The sequence below is a fragment of the Micromonospora sp. CNZ296 genome (genome assembly GCF_007827635.1).
The window spans coordinates 380052-403087 of record NZ_VISW01000002.1 but is presented as its reverse complement, the minus strand read 5'-3'; the positions used below and the strand labels follow the sequence as shown (position 1 = coordinate 403087).

The 23036-nt window shown below is 72.5% G+C and carries 18 protein-coding genes; 8 read left to right on the top strand and 10 right to left on the bottom strand.

Going from position 1 to position 23036, the window contains the following annotated elements; all coding sequences use genetic code 11:
• Positions 1-3 precede the first annotated feature (3 nt).
• Both FB455_RS04595 and FB455_RS34185 read right to left on the bottom strand, forming a co-directional pair.
• The gene (locus FB455_RS04595; RefSeq protein WP_145752353.1) at positions 4-1566 is read right to left on the bottom strand and encodes a phenylacetate--CoA ligase family protein; all 1563 of its coding nucleotides are present in this window, start codon (positions 1564-1566) and stop codon (positions 4-6) included.
• A gap of 210 nt (positions 1567-1776) precedes the next feature.
• Entirely contained in the window at positions 1777-1974 is a 198-nt protein-coding gene (locus FB455_RS34185; protein WP_186466370.1) for a hypothetical protein, read from the bottom strand.
• 33 nt (positions 1975-2007) lie between these two features.
• Here FB455_RS34185 and FB455_RS04590 point away from each other — a divergent pair, with 33 nt between their 5' ends.
• The 3 genes from FB455_RS04590 (at position 2008) to FB455_RS04580 (ending at position 8274) form a co-directional block, all read left to right on the top strand.
• Positions 2008-6729 carry a DUF7933 domain-containing protein gene (locus FB455_RS04590; RefSeq protein ID WP_186466369.1) on the top strand — a complete coding sequence of 1574 codons (4722 nt, stop codon included), beginning with the start codon at positions 2008-2010 and terminating at the stop codon, positions 6727-6729.
• 83 nt (positions 6730-6812) lie between these two features.
• On the top strand, positions 6813-7223 hold the full coding sequence (locus tag FB455_RS04585; RefSeq protein WP_030268962.1) for a hypothetical protein: 411 nt from the start codon (positions 6813-6815) through the stop codon (positions 7221-7223).
• A gap of 7 nt (positions 7224-7230) precedes the next feature.
• On the top strand, positions 7231-8274 hold the full coding sequence (locus FB455_RS04580; protein WP_145752349.1) for a polyprenyl synthetase family protein: 1044 nt from the start codon (positions 7231-7233) through the stop codon (positions 8272-8274).
• Here FB455_RS04580 and FB455_RS04575 read toward each other — a convergent pair.
• From FB455_RS04575 to FB455_RS04540, 8 genes are all read right to left on the bottom strand, one after another.
• Positions 8271-9242, bottom strand: coding sequence for an acetylxylan esterase (locus FB455_RS04575; RefSeq protein WP_145752347.1), 972 nt, complete (start codon positions 9240-9242; stop codon positions 8271-8273). The two genes, FB455_RS04580 and FB455_RS04575, sit on opposite strands and share 4 nt — an antisense overlap.
• Positions 9233-9922, bottom strand: coding sequence for an N-acetylmannosamine-6-phosphate 2-epimerase (locus FB455_RS04570; RefSeq protein ID WP_030268955.1), 690 nt, complete (start codon positions 9920-9922; stop codon positions 9233-9235). The genes FB455_RS04575 and FB455_RS04570 overlap by 10 nt, the downstream gene beginning before the upstream one ends.
• Complete coding sequence (locus FB455_RS04565) at positions 9919-10848, bottom strand: ROK family protein (RefSeq protein ID WP_145752345.1); 930 nt, start codon at positions 10846-10848, stop codon at positions 9919-9921. The genes FB455_RS04570 and FB455_RS04565 overlap by 4 nt, the downstream gene beginning before the upstream one ends.
• 2 nt (positions 10849-10850) lie before the next feature.
• Positions 10851-11789: a dihydrodipicolinate synthase family protein gene (locus FB455_RS04560; protein WP_013285839.1), complete on the bottom strand. Its 939-nt coding sequence runs from the start codon at positions 11787-11789 to the stop codon at positions 10851-10853.
• Positions 11786-12853, bottom strand: coding sequence for an oligopeptide/dipeptide ABC transporter ATP-binding protein (locus FB455_RS04555; RefSeq protein ID WP_071095453.1), 1068 nt, complete (start codon positions 12851-12853; stop codon positions 11786-11788). The genes FB455_RS04560 and FB455_RS04555 overlap by 4 nt, the downstream gene beginning before the upstream one ends.
• Complete coding sequence (locus tag FB455_RS04550; protein ID WP_145752343.1) at positions 12850-14808, bottom strand: dipeptide/oligopeptide/nickel ABC transporter permease/ATP-binding protein; 1959 nt, start codon at positions 14806-14808, stop codon at positions 12850-12852. Before FB455_RS04550 ends, FB455_RS04555 begins: the two co-directional genes overlap by 4 nt.
• The gene (locus FB455_RS04545) at positions 14808-15764 is read right to left on the bottom strand and encodes an ABC transporter permease (protein WP_013285836.1); all 957 of its coding nucleotides are present in this window, start codon (positions 15762-15764) and stop codon (positions 14808-14810) included. The genes FB455_RS04550 and FB455_RS04545 overlap by 1 nt, the downstream gene beginning before the upstream one ends.
• 102 nt (positions 15765-15866) lie before the next feature.
• Positions 15867-17492 carry an ABC transporter substrate-binding protein gene (locus FB455_RS04540; protein WP_013285835.1) on the bottom strand — a complete coding sequence of 542 codons (1626 nt, stop codon included), beginning with the start codon at positions 17490-17492 and terminating at the stop codon, positions 15867-15869.
• Between the two features lie 138 nt (positions 17493-17630).
• On the opposite strand from FB455_RS04540, the gene FB455_RS04535 reads away from it, so the two are divergent.
• The 5 genes from FB455_RS04535 to FB455_RS04515 all read left to right on the top strand — a co-directional run bounded on the left by FB455_RS04535 (position 17631) and on the right by FB455_RS04515 (position 23007).
• Positions 17631-18362 carry a FadR/GntR family transcriptional regulator gene (locus FB455_RS04535; RefSeq protein WP_013285834.1) on the top strand — a complete coding sequence of 244 codons (732 nt, stop codon included), beginning with the start codon at positions 17631-17633 and terminating at the stop codon, positions 18360-18362.
• 123 nt (positions 18363-18485) lie between these two features.
• Positions 18486-19442, top strand: coding sequence for a hypothetical protein (locus FB455_RS04530; protein ID WP_071095459.1), 957 nt, complete (start codon positions 18486-18488; stop codon positions 19440-19442).
• 59 nt (positions 19443-19501) lie between these two features.
• Positions 19502-19993 carry a hypothetical protein gene (locus FB455_RS04525; protein ID WP_013285832.1) on the top strand — a complete coding sequence of 164 codons (492 nt, stop codon included), beginning with the start codon at positions 19502-19504 and terminating at the stop codon, positions 19991-19993.
• A 121-nt stretch (positions 19994-20114) separates the two neighbouring features.
• Entirely contained in the window at positions 20115-21113 is a 999-nt protein-coding gene (locus FB455_RS04520; protein ID WP_145752340.1) for a winged helix-turn-helix domain-containing protein, read from the top strand.
• A gap of 139 nt (positions 21114-21252) precedes the next feature.
• Positions 21253-23007 carry an exo-alpha-sialidase gene (locus FB455_RS04515; protein WP_053065335.1) on the top strand — a complete coding sequence of 585 codons (1755 nt, stop codon included), beginning with the start codon at positions 21253-21255 and terminating at the stop codon, positions 23005-23007.
• Positions 23008-23036 lie beyond the last annotated feature (29 nt).

Here is a 23036-nt window from a genome sequence, read left to right as displayed (position 1 = left end):
CGCTCACCTCACCAGGTAGACGTTCTTGAGCTTCTGCATGTCGGCGAACGGGCCGCCGTCGGTTTCGTACAGCTCGACCCGCAGGTCGCCGGCGGTCGGGTCCTCCACCAGGGACTGCGCGAAGTCCCGCGACACCGAGGTCAGATGCGCGCGTACCCCGTCGCGGCAGGCGTCGGCGAGCGCCGCGCGTGCCGCGGCGTCCAGCGGGCGGCGCAGCTCGACGTGGATCACCGGCCGGGTCTCCAGCGCCGCGTCCTCGTGCAGCGTGAGACAGAACCTGTTGATCTCGGCGGCGTACGGGTTGCCGGTGTAGAGGCCGTACTCGACGTCCTGCGGGTAGAGGTTCGCGCCCAGGTAGGACACGGTGGAGTCGCTGCGGCCGAACAACAGCAGCAGCGGCAGCGTCATCCGCTCCTCGGACACCGCGGTACGGAACTCGGCGCGGCGTACCGGGTCGGCGTGGGCCAGCTCAACGATCCGCCGGTACGGCACCAGCAGCGCCTCGTCGCCGACGTTGTAGCGCAGCCGGGGCTGGAGCACGTGCGGGCTGGCCACAGTGCAGAGCAGTTCCCGCCGCTCGTTCGTCTCCAGGTAGGTGGCGAACGGGTTGTACTGGAACACCATCGGCAGCCGCTGCTCGCCGCGGCCGAGCAGTTCCGCGCGCAGTCCCGCGTCGGTGCGCAGCCGCCGCCGCAGCCACACCGTGAACCGGGTCTCCGCACCGATGCCGATGGTCAGGTCCGACGCCCCGTACGCCGAGCGTACCCGCACGAACCGCTGCTCCAGGTAGTCGCGCAGTGCCTCGGTCATCCCCTCGCCGCCGCAACTGGCGAAGATCCGGTACCGCGACCACTGGAAGTCCTCGGCGTCGAGCCGGTCCCGCAGGTGCTTGAGGAACGGCGGGTACGCGGTCACGAGGTAGTCGTGGCCGGGACCGAACTCGCGCAGCGTGTCGACGATCTTCCCGAGGTCCGGGCCGGTGTTCTTCACAGTCGCGATCCGGGCCATCGCCGCGCCGGTGGTGGTGCCGGTCGCCCAGGCGCCCATCGAGTACGCGTTGATCACGAACGGCCGGCGCATCGGGAACGCCAGTCCGGTGTAGCCGGCGATGTCCCGGTGCACCGCCCGTAGTTCCCGCTCGCCGCGTGGCCAGTTGAACGGCCGCCCGGACGAGCCGGCCGACTCGTCGACCACCACGCCCCGATCCGGCATCCGCCCGTCCCGGCAGCGGGCGGAGGCGTCGTACGCCATGACGTACCCGTGCTTGTCGGTCTCCGGGAAGTCCCGCAGCCGGCGGCGCAGACCGCCCGGGCGGGCCCGCAGGAACGCCTGGTAAGCAGGCACCCGCCGGGCGGCCCGCACGCAGGTCGACCGCGCGTTCGCGGCGGCGAGCCGGTCGAGGACCGGGTGGTGGCGCCGGGCCAGCCAGCGCCAGCCGGCGGGGTGGTGGGCGACGAGCCGGGCCAGCGCGGCGACCGCGCGGCCGGCGGGGGCCAGCGCGGCCTCGGCGGACAGGGGCGTGTCGACGGTACGTGCAGCGGCGTGTCGGTGCAGCGTCTCGGCCATGAGAAGCATCCTGTCGACGCCGCCGCGCCCGCACATGAGCGACGGGACGGTACTGCGCTGAGTACGCGTACCCAGCCGGCCGCCCGCCGCGACCGGATGCGGGAATCATGAAAAACCGGACTTAAGGGGTAGCGACCTGGAACCTTTACCGCTGTGAGCGTCGGGGCCTTCCGGCTCCGACCAGCCACAACGGGGGAAGAGGAAGATGGTTCACAAGGGATGGCGGCGACCGGCGTCGGCGCTGGCGGTGCTCGCCGTGCTGGCGTCGTCGTCGACGTTCGCGGTGGTGGTCTCACCCTCACCCGCCTCGGCCACCGTCCCCGGCCAGCCGGGAGTGCCCCAGCCCGGCACACCCATCTTCACCGAGGACTTCTCCAACGAGAGCGCGGCCGACGAGCCGATCCGCATCGGCTCCTACACCGGCTCCCCGGTTCGGTCTACGTGCCGGGCCCGGGAGGCAGCGGCGCGGACAGCGAGACGTACACGGCGGACCCGGCGTGGAGCCCCGGCGCGGCGCAGTGCAACGGCTGGATCATGCGCCAGACGTCGCCACTGCCGCCCAACGGCGGCAGCCCGCCGGTGACAAACAACGACAACTGCGCCCGGAACGCCGCCTGGGACCGGCTGCGCGAGATGGCCCGTGACATGGGGCTGTTCCAGGGACAGAGCACCGAGGAGGCGGCCACCAACCAGGTGCTCACCGAGTACACCAACGGCACGACCGCCCAGCTGCCCGGATACCAGTTGGAGACGGACAACAACTCGATCCCGGCAGTGGGCGGGCACTTCTACGAGGTCTCGGCGATCTTCGCCGAGCGGAACTGCACCGTCCCCTTCGCGCAGCGGGCACGCCTGCGCTTCGAGCTGCTCCTCAACGGGGTGCCGACGGTGCTCGCGGAGAACCTGAGCCCGTGTACGGATCCGGGTGCCGTGATCGTCAACAACACGTGGATCGCGAAGCTGCAGTCGACGGCGCTGCAACTGTCGGTGGCCGACACGCCGACACTGGGGCTCCGGCTCTACAACGCGACCGCCACCGGCACCGGCAACGACGTGGCGTTCGACCTTCCGCAGATCGTGGACGTGACCCCGCAACTGGACAAGGCGTTCAGCCCGGCCACCATCGCGCAGGGGCAGACGTCCACGCTGACGTTCACCGTCACCAACACCGACGACCTGCGGGCCAAGAACGGGATGAGTTTCACCGACGACCTTCCCGCCGGCGTGACCGCGACCGGGGTGAACAGCACCACCTGCTCGGACGCCACGGTGACCGCGGCAGCCGGCGCGACCTCGGTGGTCTTCGACGGTGACATCGGCCTGGGCGTCGCGTCCTGCACCGTCTCCGTCGAGGTGACTGCCGACGTGGTCGGCTCGTACACGAACACCGGATGCGCCGGGCCGGACGGCACGCCGATCCCCGGCTGTGAGAGCAACTTCCCGGCCATCGTCGGGATCAACCCGCCCGGCTCCGCCACGCTCCAGGTCATCCCCGCGGTCGACCTGGCCGTGGCGAAGACGGCGAGCCCGAACCCGTACGTGCCGGGCGCGCCACTGACCTACACGGTCACCGTGACGAACGGCGGGCCGTCCGACGCCGTCGGCGCCACTGTGACCGATCCCCTGCCGGCGCCCGGGTTCACCTGGACCTGCGCGGCGTCCACCGGCAGCACCTGCACCGCCTCCGGAAGCGGGGACATCAGCGACACCGTCACCGTGCTCGCGGGCGGGACGCTCACGTACACGATCAGCGGGACCGTGCCGTCGGGCACCATCGGCGACCTGACGAACACCGCAACGGTCACCCCGCCCGAGGGTGTCTCCGATCCCGGCTGCACGCCCACCTGCGCCGCGACGGTGGTGACCCTGGCGGCGCCCGCCGTCGACCTGGCCGTCACGAAGACGGCGACCCCTGACCCGTACGTGCCGGGGGCGTCGCTGACGTACACGGTCAGCGTCACCAACGGCGGCCCGTCCGACGCCGTCGGCGCCACAGTCACTGACACGCTGCCGCTGGCCGGGTTCACCTGGACCTGCGCGGCGTCCACCGGCAGCACGTGCACCGCGTCGGGCAGCGGGGACATCGCCGACACCGTCACCGTGCTCGCGGGCGGAACTCTCACCTACACGATCAGCGGGACAGTGCCCGCCGGCACCACCGGCGACCTCACCAACACCACCACCGTGACCCCGCCCGAGGGCGTGACCGATCCCGGCTGCACGCCGAACTGCACGGCGACGGTCGTGACCCCGGGACAGCCCACCGTCGACCTGGCGGTGACCAAGACGGCGGCACCGACCCCGTACGTGCCGGGTACTCCCCTGGCGTACACGGTCACCGTCACCAACGGCGGGCCGTCGGACGCGGTCGGCGCCACTGTCACCGACGCCCTGCCGCTGCCCGGGTTCACCTGGACGTGCGCGGCGTCCACCGGCAGCACCTGTGCCGCGTCGGGCAGCGGGGACATCGCCGACACCGTCACAGTGCTCGCAGGCGGGACGCTCACCTACACGATCAGCGGGACCGTCCCCGCCGGAACCACCGGCGACCTGACGAACACCACCACCGTCACCCCGCCCGAGGGCGTCTCCGATCCCGGCTGCACCCCGAACTGCACCGCGACTGTGGTGACCCCGGCGGCGCCGACTGTCGACCTGGCGGTCACCAAGACCGGGACGCCGAATCCGTACGTGCCGGGCACTCCCCTGACGTACACGGTCACCGTCACCAACGGCGGGCCGTCGGACGCGGTCGGCGCCACAGTCACCGACGCCCTGCCGGTGCCCGGCTTCACCTGGACCTGCGCGGCGTCCACCGGCAGCACGTGCACCGCGTCGGGAAGCGGGGACATCAGTGACACCGTCACCGTCCTCGCGGGCGGAACCCTCACGTACACGATCACCGGGACCGTCCCCGCCGGAACCACCGGCGACCTCACCAACACCACCACGGTCACCCCGCCGGAAGGGGTCACCGACCCCGGCTGCACCCCCGACTGCACCGCCACGGTCGTCACCCCGGCCCAGCCCGCAGTCGGCCTCGCCGTCAGCAAGACCGCGACCCCGAGCCCGTACGTGCCGGGGGCGGCGCTGACCTGGACCGTCACCGTCACCAATGCCGGCCCCTCGGACGCGGTCGGCGCCACGGTCGCGGACGATCTGCCGCTGGAGGGGTTCACCTGGACCTGTGAGGCGTCCACCGGCAGCGCGTGCACCGCCTCCGGAAGCGGAGACATCGACGACACCGTCACCGTCCGGGCCGGGGGCACACTGACCTACACGATCAGCGGGACCGTGCCGGCGGGCACCGCCGGCGACCTGACGAACACCGCCGTCCTCACCCCACCGGAGGGCGTCGCCGATCCCGGCTGCACCCCCAGTTGCCAGTCCACGACGGTGACGCCCGGCCTCCCCACAGTCGACCTCGCGATCACCAAGACCGCCGCTCCGAGCCCCTACGTGCCGGGCGCGCCGTTCACGTACACCGTCACCGTCACCAACGGCGGGCCCTCCGACGCCGTCGGCGCCACGGTGACCGACGCGCTGCCCGAGCCGCTGGCCGGGTTCGAGTGGACGTGCACAGCCGGTATCGGCAGCACCTGCACCGCCTCCGGGCTCGGAGACATCGACGACCGGGTCACCATCCGGGTCGGTGAGTCGGTCGTCTACACCATCACCGGAACGGTGCCGGCGGGAACCACGGGAGACCTCACCAACACCGCCACCGTCACACCGCCGGACGGCGCCACCGACCCCGACTGCGCCCCGAACTGCTCGGCCACCGCCGTGACTCCCGGCCGGCCCACGGTTGATTTGGCGGTGACCAAGACGGCGACGCCGAACCCGTACGTGCCGGGCACACCGCTGACCTACACGGTCACGGTCACCAACGGCGGACCGTCCGACGCCGTCGGCGCCACAGTGACCGACGTGCTGCCCGGCCCTCTGGCCAGGTTCGGCTGGTCCTGTGACGCCTCCGCCGGCAGCACGTGCACGGTCTCCGGTACCGGCAACATCAGCGACAGGGTCACCATCCGGGCCGGGGGGACGGTGACGTACACGATCACCGGTACCGTGCCGCCCAGCGCCACCGGAGACATCTCCAACACCGTCACGGTCACGCCGCCGGAAGGCGCCACCGATCCCGGATGCGCCCCGAACTGCTCGGCCGCCGTCGTGACTCCCGGCCAGACCACAGTCGACCTCGCGGTGACCAAGACCGGGACGCCGAACCCGTACGTGCCGGGAAGCCCGTTCACGTACACGGTCACCGTCACCAACGGCGGACCGTCCGACGCCGTCGGCGCCACGGTCACCGACACCCTGCTGCTGCCCGGCCTCACCTGGAGCTGTGAGGCGTCCACCGGCAGCACGTGTGCCGCATCGGGCACCGGCGACATCACCGACACCGTCACAGTGCTCGCGGGCGGCACGCTCACCTACACGATCACCGGAACCGTGCCGCCCGGCACCACCGGTGACCTCTCCAACACCACCACCGTCACACCGCCCGAAGGGGCTGCCGATCCCGATTGCACACCCAACTGCTCGGCCACCGTCGTGATCCCGGGCCAACCCACAGTCGGCCTCGCGGTGACCAAGACGGCCGCCCCGAATCCTTATGTGCCAGGGGAACCGCTGACGTACACAGTCACCGTCACCAACGGCGGCCCGTCCGACGCCGTGGGCGCCACAGTCACCGACCCCCTGCCGGTGGCCGGCTTCACCTGGACCTGCGCGGCGTCCACCGGCAGCACCTGCACCGCTTCGGGCACCGGCGACATCACCGACACCGTCACCGTCCGGGCCGGCGGAACGCTCACCTACACGATCACCGGGGCCGTGCCGGCCGGCACCACCGGCGGCCTCACCAACACCGCAACGGTCACCCCACCATCTGGTGCCGCCGACCCGGACTGCACGCCGAACTGCTCGGCGACGGTGGTCGTCGCCGGGCCGGTGCAGCCCACCCCGGTACCTCCCACGCCGGAACCGCCCACGCCGAAGCCACCCAAGCCGGGGCCGCCCAAGCCGATGCCGCCGTTGCCGGTGACCGGCAGTGGCATGGTCACCATCACCTCGATCGGGCTCGGGGCCGTGACACTCGGCGTTCTCCTGGTCGCCGGTCTGGTCATGACCCGCCGCTCGCGTCGACACCCCTGACCACCACCTGCGGTCATTACCGTCAGTCACCATCGCGACACTTGCCTAGCCCGCCGCCCGGAGCCGGGTGGAGACTCCGCCGCATGGAGAACGTGGAGCGTGAGCGCACGAACGAGCGCTTCGAGAAGGTGGCCGAGGAGACCTCGGAGACCGTGACCCACGCGGCCACGGTGCTGGAGGAGGAACTCGCGGCGGGGCTGGCCGGCGCCCGGCGGCTCGAGGAGAAGCTGACCGAGAGCCGGCGCGTGGACCCGGAGGCGTTCGACGAACTCGTCGCCCGGGTCCGCACCGACGGGCACGCCCTGATCGACACCGTGGTCGGGCAACTGAAGATGGCCGACGACCAGCGCGGCGAGGTGATCCGGCGGTACACCTCGGATGCCCACGACGCGCTGGACACCGTACTCAATCTGGCGCGGCTGGCCCCCGAGATCGCAAACGGGCTCGCGGACCGGCTGGCGTCGCCGGCCCCGAAGCGGCCGACGGACCGGTAGCCGCGCGATGGCGCCGACCACCGGGGTGGCCGGCGGGCACGTGGAACGAATGCTGGAGCGCTATCGCGGGCTCGCCCTCGGCGCGCTGCTCGACGACGTGCCCGACGACGGCCCGCGATACCTCTACGACCTGGTCGCGGAGTACCCACGGCGGTGGGGCAAGGGGCTGCGCGCCGCGCTGTGCCTGGCCACGTGCCGGGCGTTCGGCGGCGGCGACGCGGTGGGCCTCAACGCCGCGGTGACTGTGGAGCTGTTCCACAACGCCTTCCTCATCCACGACGACATCCAGGACGAAAGCGAGCAGCGGCGCGGTGGGCGGACCCTGCACGCCGAGTACGGCGTGGGCGTGGCCCTGAACGTCGGCAATATGACGAACCTGCTGGCGTTGCGGCGGCTGGCGGCGAATCGGGCGGCGCTCGGCTCCGGGATCGCCTGGCGGCTGTTCACCGAGACCGAGCTGATGATGCGCCACTCGCTGGAGGGGCAGGCCATCGAGATCGGCTGGATCCGCGACAACGTGTGCGACCTGGACGCCGACGACTACTACCGGATGTGCCTGAAGAAGACGTCCTGGTACACGTGCATCTACCCGTGCCGCACGGGGATCCTCGTGGCGACCGGCCGGGAGAACGCGGTCGACGTGCTGGACCGCTACGGCTGGTACCTGGGTGCGGCGTTCCAGATCCAGGACGACGCGCTCAACCTCACCGGCGACTACGCCCGGTACGGCAAGGAGATCGCCGGTGACCTGTGGGAGGGCAAGCGCACGCTGATCCTGATCGACTTCATGCGGCGGTGCACACCGGAGGAACGCGAACGGCTCGTGCGCCTGCTGAGCCGGACCCGTGCGGAGCGCACCGACGCCGAGGTGCGCTGGCTGCACGGGCGGCTGCTCGCGTACGACTGTGTGGAGTCGGCGCGGCGCAGCGCCCGGGATCTCGCGCTGGCCGCCCGGCGCGAGGGTGAGCGGGCGCTCGGCGACGCTGCCGACACCGAGGACGGCCGTTTTCTGCTGGAGCTGACCGACTACGTGGTGGAACGCGCGCGTTAGCCGCCCAGGATCCCGCGCAACCAGGTGAGCTGTTTGCGCTGGTGTTCGGCCTCGCCGCCCTCGTGGTCGTTGAACTCGTACACCCGCACGTCCTTGTCGCCGCCGTAGCGGTGGTAGGCGGCGAAGCATGTCGACGGCGGGCAGACCTGGTCCCGCAGGGCGATCGAGAACAGCGCCGGCGCGGTCGCGCGCGGCGCAAGCACCGCGGCGTCCAGGTAGGACAGGGTGCGGAACACCTGGTCGGCGCGGTCGCGGTGCAGCGCGAGGTAGTCGACGACCTCGGCGTACGGGCTGTCCCGGCCGGCGACGCGCACGCCCCGGCGGATGTCGCACAGGAACGGCACGTCCGGCATGACGCCGACGACGTCCGGGCACAGCGCGCCGGCGGCGAGAGCGAGGCCGCCGCCCTGGCTGAAGCCGGTGACCGCCACCCGCGCGGGGTCGACGGCCGGGTGCCGCCGGGCGGCCTCGGCGAAGCGCACCGCGTCGGTGATCAGCCGCCGGTAGTAGTGGTCGGCCGGGTCGGCCATGCCCCGGGTGAGGAAGCCGGGCACGGTGCCGGCCGGGTACGGGTGCGGGTCGGGCGTGCCGCCGGTGGCGGCGCTCCAGCCCTGGCCCCGGCTGTCCATGATCAGGTGCGCGAAGCCCGCCGCCGCCCAGAACAGCTTCTCGTGCGCCAGGCCGCGGCCCCGGCCGTAGCCGAGGTACTCGACCAGGCAGGGCAGCGGCCCGTCGGCCCCGGCGGGCAGGTGCAGCCATCCGCGTACCGGTTCGCCGCCGAAGCCGGGGATCGTGGCGGCGTACGTGCGGATCTGGGTCAGGCCGGTGTCGACCGGCTCGTAGACCGCCGCCTCCGGGTCGCCGCCGCCGTCGAGGGTGCGCGACCAGAACGCGTCAAGGTCCGCCGGCACGTCCAGCTCCGGCCGGTACGCGAGGCAGCCGGCCAGGTCGAGGTCGGTCAGCGGCACGACGCGGCCTCCTGCACGGCGGCGGCGAACCAGCCGGTGATGGTGCTCGGGTGGGTGATGGCGGTGCCGACAACGACCGTCCACGCGCCCGCCCGCAGCGCCTGCGCGGCCTGCTCGGGCGTGTGGATGCGCCCCTCGGCGACCACCGGGACGTCCACCGCGGCGGCGAGCCGGGCGACCAGGTCCAGGTCCGGCCCGTCGCCCTTGGTGGTGTACGCGGTGTACCCGGCGAGCGTGGTGCCGACCAGGTCGGCGCCAGCGGCGGCCGCCGCGATGCCCTCATCCAGCGTGGAGCAGTCGGCCATCACCAGCGCGCCGGTGCGCTCGTGCACGGCCGCGATCGTGTCGGCGAGGGTGCGGCCGTCGGGCCGGGGCCGGGACGTGCCGTCGAGCGCGACGACGTGCGCCCCGGCGTCGGCGACGGCGAGCGCGTGCTCCAGCGTCGGGGTGATGAAGACGTCGTCGTCGCCGTCCTTCCAGAGCCCGATCAGCGGCAGGTCCACCGCCGCGCGGATGGCGGCGATGTCAGCCAGTCCCTGGGCGCGGATGCCGGCGGCGCCGCCCCGGGCGGTGGCGAGCGCGACCCGGCGCATGGTGTCCGGGTCGCGCATGGGCTCACCCGGGTACGCCTGGCAGGAGACGACCAGGCGGTCACGGAGCTGGTCGACGAGCGCGTTCATGAGACCTTCCAGGCGAGCGAGGCGGCGCCGAGCAGCGGCGCGTCGGGGCCGAGGGTGGAGGCGAGCACGGGCACGCCGGCCAGGCCGGGCAGCGTCTCGGCGCGCACCGCGTCGCGCAGCGCCCGCCACCACGGCTCACCGAGGCCGGTGACGCCGCCGCCGATCACCACGGCGGCGGGGTCGAGCACGTTGACCAGGCCGCCGACGGCGGAACCGGCAGCCGCGCCGCCGAGCCGGACGACCTCCCGGGCCGCCTCGTCGCCGTCCGCGGCGAGCGCGGCGACGGCCCGCAGGTCGGCCACCGGCCGGCCGGTACGCCGGACGTACTCGGCGGTGAGTGCGGGACCGGCGGCGATCGCCTCCAGGTGCCCGCGCCTGCCGCACGTGCAGGCAAGCGTTCCGGCGTACGGGGACGGCTGGTGCCCGGCGTGCCCGGCGGCGCTGTGCGCACCGGCGAGCACCGAGTCGCCGAGGACGAACGACGCCCCGACGCCGGTGCCGACGGCGACGTAGAGCACTGTGTCGTACCCGGCGGCGGCGCCGTGACGCGCCTCGCCCAGCGCGTGGGCGTGCACGTCGTTGATCACGGTGACCGGCACGCCCAGGCGCCGGCTCAGGTCGCCGCGCAAATCCGTGCCGGTCCACCCGGTCAGCACGTCGGTGGCGGACAGCACCAGGCCGGAGCGGCTGTCGATGACTCCGGCGCTGCCGACGCCGAGCGCCCGTACGACGCCCGGTGCGTCCGCCCGCAGCTTCTCCACCAGGCCGGCGGCGGTGTCGAGCACCGCGGCGGCGCCGGAGCGACCAGGCGTCGGCGCGGTGCGCCGGCCGACGATCTCTCCCCCGGCGGTGACCAGGGCGGCGGTGGTCTTGGTGCCGCCGATGTCGAGCGCGGCGACCAGACCGGTCGTGCTCACCTCGGGCATGGTCAGAGCAGCCCGGCCAGTTCCAGCTGGGTACGCACGCGGCCCGTCTCGGCGGCGTCCAGCGGCCGCAGCGGCAGCGACACCGCGTTGCCGGCGATGACGCCGAGCAGGGACAGCGCGGTCTTGAACGCGCCGACGCCCCGGGTGGCGCCCGCCGAGGTGGCCGGGTCGGCGGCGTCGACGATGCGGAACAGCCGGGTCAGGCGGTCCTGCTCCCGGCGGGCGGCGGCCCAGTCGCCGGCCATGCAGGCGCGGTGCAGCCGCACGTACCCGGCCGGGTCGACGTTGCCCAGTCCGGGCACCGAGCCGGAGCCGCCCGCGAGCATCATCGCGTCGACCACCACCTCGTGGCCGGTGAGCAGGCTGAAGTCGCGCTCCGGCGCGTGCTCGGCGACGGCGAGCGCCAGCTGGCGGAACGCGACGTCGTCACCGCTGGAGTCCTTGACACCGGCGAGCACGCCGTCGGCGGCGAGCCGGGTCAGCAGGTCGACGGAGAGCTTGCTGTGCACGCAGACCGGGATGTCGTACGCCAGCAGGGGAAGCTCGACCGCCGCGGCGACCGCGCGGAAGTGCCGCTCGATCTCGTGCGGGCCGACGATGGCGTAGAACGGCGCGGTCACGACCAGGCCGTCCGCGCCCAGCCGGGTGGACGCCTCGGCCCGCTCCACGACCCGGCGGGTGGTGGGTTCGATGCAGCCGGCGATGACCGGCACGGCACCGCCGGCGGTCTTCACGATGGTCTCCAGGGCCAGGTCCCGCTGCCGGTCGGTGAGGAAGACCGTCTCGCCGGAGCTGCCGAGGGCGAAGATGCCGTCGACGCCGGCGTCGAGCAGCCACTCGACCAGCCGTTCCAGCGAGTGGACGTCGACCTCGCCCTCATCGGTCAGGGGGGTCACGGCCGGCGGCACGACTCCGGCGAACCGCGGGGCTGGGGTGGTCACAGGTTCTCCTCGACAGACTCAGTTGTGGTGCGGCCGGTCGCCGAGGTGGCGAGCGCGACCAGTTCGGTGTTGGCGGTTCCGGCGGGCACCGGGTGGTGGCAGCGGAACTCGTGGCCCTCGCCCTCGGCGGGGCGCGGCGCCGGCATGTCCACGGCGCAGCCGTCGGTGGCGGCCCAGCAGCGGGTCCGGAACGGGCAGCCGCTCGGCGGCCGGGTGGCCGACGGGACCGGGCCGACCAGCGGAATGGGCTCGATCGGGGAGAGCAGGCCCGGCGTGGCCGAGAACAACGCCCGGGTGTACGGGTGCCGGCCACCCTCGGGCAGCAGGTCGGCGGGCGTCTGCTCGACGATGCGGCCCAGGTACATGGTGACGACCCGGTCGCTGACCCGCTTGACGGTCTGGATGTCGTGCGACACCAGCACCATCGCCAGGCCGAGCCGGTCCTTGAGGTCCAGCAGCAGGTTGAGGATCTGGGCCCGCACCGACACGTCGAGCGCGCTCGTCGGCTCGTCGGCGATGACCAGCCCCGGTTCCAGGGCCAGCGCGCGGGCGATTGACACCCGCTGGCGCTGGCCGCCGGAGAGCTGGCTGGGCAGCACGTCGGCGACCGAGCGGGGCAGGCCCACCAGTGCCATCAGCTCGGCCACCCGCTGCTCGCGCTGCTGCCGGGTGCCCCGGCGGTGCACGTCGAGCGGGTCGCGCAGGATGTCGCGTACCGGCATGCGGCGGTTCAGCGAGGTGGCCGGGTCCTGGAAGATCATGCCGACGCCCGCGCCGATGTGCTCACGCCGCTCGGCGGCGCTCATCGACCACACGTCCTTGCCGGCGAACGACACCGTGCCGGTGGTCGGCCGTTGCAGGCCGACGAGCACCTTTGCGAGCGTCGACTTGCCGCAGCCGGACTCGCCCACGATGCCGACCGTCTCGCCGGCCCGGATGACCAGGTCGGCGCCGGTGAGCGCATAGACCTTCTCCCGGCTGAACATGCCGCCGCCGCGCGCGGCGTGCACCACGTGCACGTCGCTCAGCTCGGCGATCGGCCGGTGCTCGGCGGTGGCGCTCATCGGGCCGGCTCCTTCTCGCTGACGGTGACGGCGGGGTGGTGGCAGGCGTACCCGTGGCCGTCCGTGCCCTCCAGGGCGGGTGCGGTGTCCCGGCAGATCTCGGTCGCCATCGGACAGCGGTCGGAGAACCGGCAGCCCTTCGGGAAGTCGGCGGGTGACGGCACCACGCCGCGGATCTGGGTGAGCCGTTCCGCGCCGGCCTCCAGGGACAGGACGGAACCGAGCAGGCCGCGGGCGTAGTGGTGGGCGGGTGCCTCCATCACGTCGGCGGTCACGCCGGTCTCCACGATCTGCCCGCCGTACATCACCACGACCCGGTCGGAGACGTCGCTGACCAGGGCGAGGTCGTGGCTGACCAGGATGAGGGCGAAGCCGAGCCGCTCGCGCAGGTCCAGCAGCAGCTTCATCACCTGGGCCTGCACGGTGACGTCGAGCGCGGTGGTCGGCTCGTCCGCGATGATCAGCTTCGGGTCGCGGGACAGCGCCATGGCGATCACCACGCGCTGCCGCTGCCCACCGGACAGCTCGTGCGGGTACGCGGCGAGCGTGCGCCGCGGGTCCAGTCCGACCAGCCGCATCAGTTCCTCGGCCGAGCGGGTGCCGCCGCGGCGGATCATCTGGGCGAGCTGGGTGCCGACTCGCAGCGCCGGGTTGAGCGCCGACAGCGCGTCCTGGTAGACCATGGCGATCTCGCGGCCCATCAGGGCGCGGCGGCCCCTGGCGTTCAGCTTCAGCAGGTTCGTGTCCTGGAAGCGGATCTCGCCGCGTACCCGGGCGCCCTGCGGCAGCAGGCCCATCACCGCCAGGACGCTGAGCGACTTGCCCGAGCCGGACTCCCCCACCAGGCCGACGACCTCGCCGGGGCGGACGTCGAAGGAGAGCCCGTCGACGATGTCCACGCCGCGGTGGCGGCCCTCGAAGCCGATGGACAGGTCGCTGACCTGAAGGACCGGCTTGCCCTGCGGCAGCGGGCGGGCGCGTTCGCGCAGCCGCTGCGCCGCCTCGGCGAGACCCGGCAGCTCGACCACCTCGCCGGTGCCGGGCTTCGCCTGCTCCAGCGCGTCACCGCTGGTGGTGGACGTGGCACGGCGCGCGGCCGGGGCGGCCCACGCGTCGGACATGCCCTCGGAGAGCACGTTGAGCGCCAGCACGGTGAGCAGGATCAGCAGGCCGGGGAAGAACGTGGCCCACCAGCCGCCGATCTGCACCATCTCCTTGCCGAACGCGATCACCGAGCCCCACGAGGAGGCCGCCTCCTGCGGGGCGAGACCGCCGCCGATGAAGGACAGCGACGCCTCGAAGACGATCGCGTCGGCCACCATGACGGTGACGAAGACGAGGATCGGGGCGGCGCAGTTGCGCAGGACGTGCCGCCAGAGGATGTGCGGTCGCCGGGCACCGATGATGCGCTCGGCGGCCACGTAGTCCTCGCCGTACTGGGACAGCACGTTGGCGCGGACGATGCGCGCGACCGACGGCGTGAACACGAAGCCGATCGCGATCACGAGGACCAGCAGGCTGTTCTTGCCGAACGAGATGATCAGCAGCGCGGAGAGCACGATCGTGGGGAAGGCCATGACCACGTCGAGGCAGCGCATGATGATCTCGTCGACGACTGTGCGGCTGCTGCCGGCGACGGCGCCGAGGATCGCGCCGAGCACCAGCGCGATGCCGGCCGCGCCGAACCCGACGACCAGGGAGCGCCGGGTGCCGGCGACCAGCCGGGAGAAGACGTCGCGGCCGAGCTTGTCCAGGCCGAACCAGAAGTCGCCGTTCGGGCCGGTCAGCGCCGGCCCGAGCCCGGTCTGCGTGGGGTCGTGGCGCAGCAGCAGCGGGGCGAGCACGCCGACCACGACGATGAGCGCGACGAAGCCGAGCGCGAACCGGGCCGCGAGACCGAGCCGGGCGAAGGCCATGCCGGGGCGGGACAGCCGCGTGGTGAGGGACCGGCGCATCAGTGGCCTCCGCGCAGTCGGGGGTTGGCGAAGAGGTAGAGGATGTCGACGACCAGGTTCACCAGGACGAAGCACAGCGCGATGGTCAGCACGGTGCCCTGGGCGAGCGCGGTGTCGTTCTGCTGGACGGCGCTCATGATCTGGGTGCCCATGCCTGGTAGCGAGAAAATGGCCTCGATGACGACGGTGCCGCCGATGAGGTAGCCGATCCGCAGGCCGAGCGCGGTGAGCGGGTTGACCAGCGCGTTGCGCAGCACGTTGCGGCCGATCACCACGCGCGGCGGCAGTCCGGCGCCGATCGCGGTACGGACGTAGTCCTTGTCGAGTTCCTCGACCATCGACGTGCGGACGATGCGGGCCAGCGAGCAGCCGACCGGTACGGCCAGCGCCAGAGCGGGCATGGCCAGCGACTGCAACCACAGACCGACCGAGTCGGCGGGGTTGACGTAGCCGCCGGTCGGGAAGATCGGTCGGCGGACGGAGAACTCCTGGATGAACAGCAGGGCCAGCCAGAACGAGGGCGTGGCGATGCCGGCCATGGAGACGATCCGGATGACCTGGTCGGGCCAGCGGTCCCGGTACAGGGCGGCCGGGATGCCGAGCGCCAGCGCGATGACGAGCGCGCCGACGACGCCGAGCGCGGTGAGCTGGATGGTCAGCGGCAGCGCCATGGCGATCTTCTCGGCGACCGGGACCGACGGCGGGAACGTCATGCCGAGGTCGCCGCGGACGAGGTCGCCGAGGAAGTGCAGGTAGCGCAGCGGCAGCGGGTCGTTCAGGCCGTTGGCGGCACGGAACGCCTCGACCTGCGCCGGCGTGGCCTGGTCACCGAGGACTGACAACGCCGGGTCGATCGGGGAGAACTGCATGATCACGAAGACGAAGAGCGTGATGCCCAGCACCAGGGGGATCAGCGTCAGGAATCGTCGTGCGACCAGGTTCAGGACGGTCAGCATGGATTCTCTTTCTCGTGGCGGGGCGCCGGGACGTCCCGCCCGGCCGCACGGGTCACGTGGGCCGGGCGGGACGTCTGCGGGGCCGGAACCCCGCGCGTGGGCTCAGCCGGTCCGGCCGGTGCCCAGGAAGTACAGGCCGGTGGTGGAGGCGCCGGAGAAGCCGTCCACCTTGGCCGGGTCGTACGCGGTGACGACCTTGGTGTGCAGGATCGGGTACAGCGGCACCTGGTCCGCCGCCATGTCCAGGGCCTGCTTCCACAGCGCCTTGCGGGCCGTCTCGTCGGAGGTCTGCGCGGCCTTGTCCAGCAGGTCGCCCATGGCCTTGCGGTCGGCGTCGCTCCAGCGGTAGCGCTGGCCCGGCCAGGTCTCGCCGAAGTAGTACCAGCGCATCAGCAGGTCGGTGTCGACGCCGAAGACGCTCGGGTCACCGGTGGCCATGAGCACCCGGAAGGTGTCCTTGGGGACGATGTCGCCGTAGATGGCCGAGGACGGCACGGTGTTCAGCGTGGCGTTGACGCCGATCTTCTTCCACTGCTCGATGACCAGCGGGGCGACGTCCTTGACCACCGAGCTGTCGGTGGTGTCGAGCCGGAACGACAGGTTGGTGACGCCGGCCTCCTGGAGCAGGGCCTTGGCCTTGTCCGGGTTGTAGTCGTAGACGGTGGCGGCCTTCTGGTAGGCCTTGTTGCCCTCGTCGAGGTAGCTCGTCGCCGGGCTGCCGTAGCCGTTGAGCGCGGTCTTGATGACCGCTTCCTTGTCGATGGCGTAGTGCAGGGCCTGGCGCACCCGCTTGTCGCTGAACGGCGCGGCGGAGTTGTTGAACATGAGGAAGACCTGGTTGAAGGCCTGCTTCACGTCGATCGTGTACTTGTCCTTGAGCGAGTCGACGTTCAGGTAGGGCACGGCCTCGATGGCCTGAACCCGGCCGCCCTGCAGGTCCGACACGCGGGCCGACGCCTCGGTGGTGGTGTTCCACGTCATCGTCTCGACCTTGGCGGCGCGCGGGCCGTTGTAGTTCGCGTTCTTGCTCAGCTTGATGCCGGATTCCTTGGACGCGCTGTCCACCTTGAACGGGCCGGAGCCGATAGGAGCGGTGTCGAACGCCTTGGCCGCGGCGGCGTCGCCGGTCTTGGCCTTGGGGACGATCTTGATGACCGCGATCCGCTCGCTGAACAGGGCGAACGGGTACTTCAGCTTGAACTCGACGGTCGTCGCGTCCTTGGCGGCGACGCTGTCGAGGAACGACACGAAGCCCTGCATCAGCGGCGGCGCCTTCGGGTCCGCGGGCTTGAGCACGCGGGTGAAGGACCAGGCCACGTCCTCGGCGGTGACCGGGGTGCCGTCGGAGAACTTCGCCCCGTCACGCAGCGTCACGGTGTAGGTCCGGCCGTCAGCCCCGGGGGTCGGGTCGCTCTTGGCCAGGGCGTTGTAGGGTTCCCGCGTGATCGGGTCGAGGTCGACGAGGCCCTCGAAGACGTGCTGGTTGACCGCCGTCGCCACGGCCGAGGAGGCGTTGCTGGGATCGAAACCGCTGGAGAGCGTGAAGGCCAGCGTGGCCTCGATGGACGTGCCCCCCTTCCCGTCGCCCACGGCGTTGGTCGAGGCGGGACCGCCACTGCAGGCCGCCAGCGCGACCGCGAGGCCACCCGCGAGGGTGGCGACGGCCAGGGAGCGGACGCGGCCCCGGGGGACGCGCCGGCTCCTCGACGGCTTACCGGTGGTGCTCACGTAGCTGCCTCCATAGGCTCTTCATGCGCTCGCGTGACCGCTCGCGCTCGGGGATGTGAAGCATAAGGTGTATGACGTCTGACGTCTGATGCCGGTAGGGTGAGGGTGTCAGATTCGGGAACGAAGGGCAAGGGGCAGATGACGACCATTGACGCCAGTCCGCTACGCGGCGCCGAGCGGCCCAGCCCTCGCAGGCAGGAGGTCGCCACCAGGATCAAGGAGTACATCCTGCGCAACCGCCTGAAGCCGGGAAACCTCCTGCCCACCGAGGCGGAACTGTGCGAGGCCGTCGGCGCCAGCCGATCCAGCGTCCGCGAGGCCGTCAAGATCCTCTCCGCGCTCGACATCGTCGAGGTGCGCCACGGGCACGGCACGTTCGTCGGCCGCATGTCCCTCAACGCCCTGGTGGAGAGCCTGACCTTCCGCGGGCTGCTCAGCGGCGAGGACGACCACCGCGTACTGGCCCAGGTCGTCGACATCCGCCAGACGCTGGAGCAAGGGCTGGCCGCCACCGTCATCGACGCTTTGGACGAGCAGCACCGGTCGGAGCTGTCCGCGCTCGCCGACGAGATGCACAGCCGGGCGGCCCGGGGCGAGGACTTCCTCGACGTCGACCGCGCGTTCCACCTGAAGCTGATGGAACCCCTCGGCAACGACCTGCTGGTCCAGCTGACCGAGGCGTTCTGGCAGGTGCAGGCCATCGTCGCGCCCACGCTGCAGACCGAGCCGGAGGACCGGGTCATCACCGCCCAGCGGCACCAGGCGATCGTCGCCGCCCTCACCGCCGCCGACGCGGCGGCGCTGCGCTCGGCCGTCGCCGAGCACTACGCGCCCATCCGGGCGAGCATCGCCCGCGCCGCGCAGACCTGATCCGCCGTACGCCGGGGCCTGTCGTTCGAGCCTGATCGAAGGTCTCTGTCCCGGGGCTCGCCCCGTGCCGAAGCTGTCTTCTGACGGGCGCATCGGGCGCCCCGGACGGCCGAGGTGCATGTCATGGCGGTGGTGTCGCGCCGAACGCGGTCATTGTGGTACGCCGTCGCGGTCCCCGCCGCTCTCGCGGCGGCGGTGGCCGGGGCGCTGGGCGCCCGCCCGGACATCGCGCCGCCGTCCGAGGGTCACGCCTCGGCCGGGCCGCCCGCGGCGAGCGCGGCCGCCGTGCCGGTCCCGCCCGTCTCCGGTACGCCCGCCGAGGTGCGGTACGCCGCCACGCAGGCGCTGATCCGCGACTGCATGCAGCGTCGCGGGTTCCGCTACTGGCCGGTGCCCCGGCAGCCGGTGCCGGAGCTGCGCGAGTTCCCGTACGTCCTCGACGACGTGTCCTACGCCCGCCGGCACGGATACGGCACCGCCCTGGAACGCCGCCTCCAGGAGACGATGGCGGCCGACCCGAACGCGCGGTACGTACGGGACCTGCCTCCGGAGCGCGGCGCCGCCGCCGTACGCGCGGTGAACGGCGACCCCGGCGAGCCCGACGCCCTGCGCGCGACGCTGCCGGCCGGCGGGGTGCTGCGCCGCAGCAGTCACAGCTGCACCTCCGAGGCGGAGCGACAGCTCTATCGCGACCTGCCCGGCTGGTACCGGGTCACCAGGATCACCGACAACCTGGCCGGGCTGCGCGTCGGCCGGGTGCTCGCCGACCCTCGCTACGCCGACGGTGTGAGGGCGTGGCGGCGGTGCATGCGCGCCGCCGGGCACGACTCCGCCGACCCGGCATCGGCCCGCGCGTCGGCACCCGAGCCGACGTCCGGCTCCGTCACGCCCGGCGAGATCCGGCTCGCGGTGTCCGAGGCGACCTGCGCGACGCGGACCGGGCTCGGCCGGCTCGCCCGGCGGCTCGACGCCGAGCACCGCCGCGCCCTCGACCGGCAGTTCCACACCGAGGTCGCCGAACGGCTCCGCCTGGAGGCCGCCGCGCTGCCGCGGGCCCGCGCCGTGCTGGCCGCCGGCTGATCCACCCCAAGACTTCCGTGGCGGCCCGCCACGGCAGAACCCGACCGGAGGGAAGCACCATGAGAGCAGTACGGTCCGTGCTGGCCACAGTGGCCGCGGCGGCAGCCGCGCTGGCCTTCACCGCCACCGCCGCCCAGGCCGCGCCGCGGCCGACCCCGCACGCCGACGCGCAGCGTGCCGCCGCGGGCAGCGGCTACCTGTACGTCAGCCAGGACGCCAACTGGGCCGGCCGGTGGTGCTGGTGGTACAACGCCGACAACAACTGGGACACGATCAACACGGCGGAGAACGCCAACTGCGACAACAACAACCGGGCCAGCATGCGCAACCTGGCGTCCTCGGCGTGGAACGACTCGAACGGCGGCCGGCCGGTCGCCCTCTACATCCACCCCGACTACACCGGCGCGTACGCCTGCCTGGGCGCCGGCGACGCGTGGGACAACCTCACCGGCGTCTGGTTCAGCTGGGGCTCCAACCGGGACGGCTACATGGCGAACGCCAACGACAACATCGCCTCCCACCGGTGGCGCACGAGCTGCAGCGCGGGCTGAGCCGACACACGGCGGGGCGGCAGCCGTGCGGCTGCCGCCCCGCCCTATCCCTATTCAGTGATAGATGTCAATGTCGCAGACGAGACTGAGCGCGGCGGCACACGTCGGAACACTGTGCGTCATGGGGACGCTGCGCATCCACTTCACGGCCGGGGACCTCAGCCGCACCCGGCTGGCGGCCCGGCCCGATCCACTGTGGGAGATCATCTGTAGCCTGCACCGCCTCCAGACCCGGGCCGGTTACGCGGGTTACGCCCGGTGGCACCGGCAGATCCGGCCGGACCTGGAGCGGGCCGGTCTCGTCCCGGTCGTCCGCGAACGGCTGCTGCCCGTCGCGCCGCTCAAGCGGTACTTCCCCGACTTCCTCACCCCCGGCCCGGTCACCGACCTCGACGAGGGGATCGACCGGGTGCTCGGCACCCCGGCCCGGCGGATCCGCACCGAACTGGGGCGGATGGTGACGCCCGTCGACAGCGCCTGGCTGGTCGACCTGGCCGCCGGCCGGCCCGCCGCGCGACACGGCCTCGGCGACGCGCTGCGCGCCTACTTCCGGGTCGCGCTCGCTCCGTACTGGACGCAGATCACCGCCGCCGTCTCCGGCGACCGGGCGCTGCGCGGGGCCTGGGTCCTCGACAGCGGCGCCGGGCAGATACTCGACGACCTGAGCCCGGAGACCTCCTGGGATCCGCCGGTGCTGTCCGTGCACGGCTACCCGGAGGACCGGGACATGCATCTCGACGGCCGGGGCATCACGCTGGTCCCGTCGTACTTCTGCTGGCACGCGCCGATCACACTGGCCGATCCCGAGCTGCCACCGACGCTCGTCTATCCGGCACGCTGGCAGCGACCGGAACCGACGCCGCCGGCGGGCTCGCAACGCCGGCTCGGGCCGCTGCTCGGCCACACCCGGGTGGCGGTCCTGCGCGCCGCCGCGAGCGGCGCCACCACCGGCGAGCTGGCCCGGCGCGCCCGCATCTCGCCGGCCACGACCAGCCATCACACCACCATCCTGCGCGAGGCCGGGCTGATCACCAGCCAGCGGCACGGCAACCTCATGCTGCACCGGCTCACCGCGATGGGCGAGGCGCTCCTGGGCGAGCCGCCCGGGCAGGACGGCTGAAGGCTCGCGAACCGGACGGGGACGTCGACCGGAACCGATCCTTGACGGGCCGGGGTGAAGCCGCCTAGCGTGCAGACATCGGACATCTGACGTCAGATTGATGCCCGATTCCCCCTCCCCCGTCCCCGGAAGGAACCACGTGTCCCCTCGCCGCGCCATACCGCGCCGCGCAACCGTCCTCGCGGCGGCCGCCCTCACCCTGCTCTCCGTACTGCCCGCCACCGCCGCCCAGGCCGCCGCCCCCGCCGGTGTGACCGCCACCGTCGGCGCCGACTGCACCGCCGGCCGGCTGCTGCTCGACCTCGACAACCGCAGCGCCACGACGCAGACCTACACCGTCACCTGGCCGGGTCGCACCGGCTCGCCGTGGACCCGCACGGTCGCCGCCGGTGGCAGCGCCGAGCTGTACTGGACGCTGTCCCCCGGCACGCCGTACACGCTGCGCACCACGACCCCGACCGGTCTGGACGACACCACCAGCGGCATCTTCCACTGCGGCACCGGCATGTCCGCGCTGGCCGGCTTCGACTGCACGAACGGCCGCCTCCAGCTCGCCCTGGAGAACCGCACCACGACGGCCCGGGACTTCACAGTCACCTGGCCCGGACGCACCGGCTCGCCGTGGACCCGCACCGTCGCCGCCGGCGGCAACTACCTGCACTACTGGACCGTCGGCGCCGGCACCCCGTACACGCTGCGGGTCACCGCGCCGGGTTTCGACACCACGCTGCGCGGCACCACCTCCTGCGACCTCGCCGCCGGTAACCCGCAGCTCGCCACCACCACGCTGCTGACCACGCAGACGGTGATCCGCGACCTCAACGGAGCCGGTGGCCGGTACGACGGCACCGTCGCCTCGGTCCGCATCCCCGGCCTGGCCGTCACCAACAACGGCACCGTCGTCGCCGTGGCCGACGCGCGCGTGAACGGCTCGTACGACCTCGGCGGCGGCACCAACAACATCCAGATCGTGATGATCCGCAGCACCGACGGCGGCCGTACCTTCGAGCAGCCCCGCGTCATCCACGCCCCGCCCACCACCAGCGAGGGCGTCGGCGACCCCAGCCTGCTCGTGGACCGCGCCACCGGCGTCGTCTACTGCTTCTTCACCTACTCCCCCCGGCCCGGCATCAGCTTCTGGTCCGGCGGCTCCGGCCTGAACACCGCCGACGACCCGAACAGCATGCATCTGCGTTACATCACCAGCCGGGACAACGGCGCCACCTGGAGCGCGCCGGTGGAGCTGAACCCCGCGGTCAAGGACCCCACCTGGCGGCAGGTGTTCTTCTCCTCCGGCCACGGCATCCAGACCAGCACCGGCCGCCTGATCCAGCCGATCGCCTACCGGGACTCCGCCGGCACCAGCCACGCCGCGAACATCTACAGCGACGACCACGGCGTGACCTGGCGCCGCGGCGGATCCGCCGGCGGGAACATCAACGAGAGCAAGGCGATCGAGCGCGGCACCGGCGCGGTGGTGCAGAACATGCGGCACAACTCGACCCGCAGCCGGTTCTACGCCACCTCCGCCGACGGGGGCGCGACGTTCGGTACGGCGACGGCGAGCGCCCTGCTGCCCGACCCGCTGTGCAACGCCGACGAGATGTCCTACCTGCGCCCCGCCGAGGTCGGCGCGAACCGGGCGCCGGTACGCACCCGCACGGCGCTGTTCAGCAACAACGCGCACCCGACCGCGCGCAACGACCTCACCGTACGGCTGTCCACCGACGACGGCGCGACCTGGCCGGCGCGGGCGCTGGTCAAGCCCGGCGGCGCCGGCTACTCGACGATGGCGGTCCTGGCCGACGGCACGGTCGGCAACCTGTACGAGGTGGGCAACACCGGCGGCATCTACTTCGCCCGGTTCAGCCTCGACTGGGTGAAGGGCGCCTGACCGCCGTGTCCCGCCCGGACGGCGTCGTC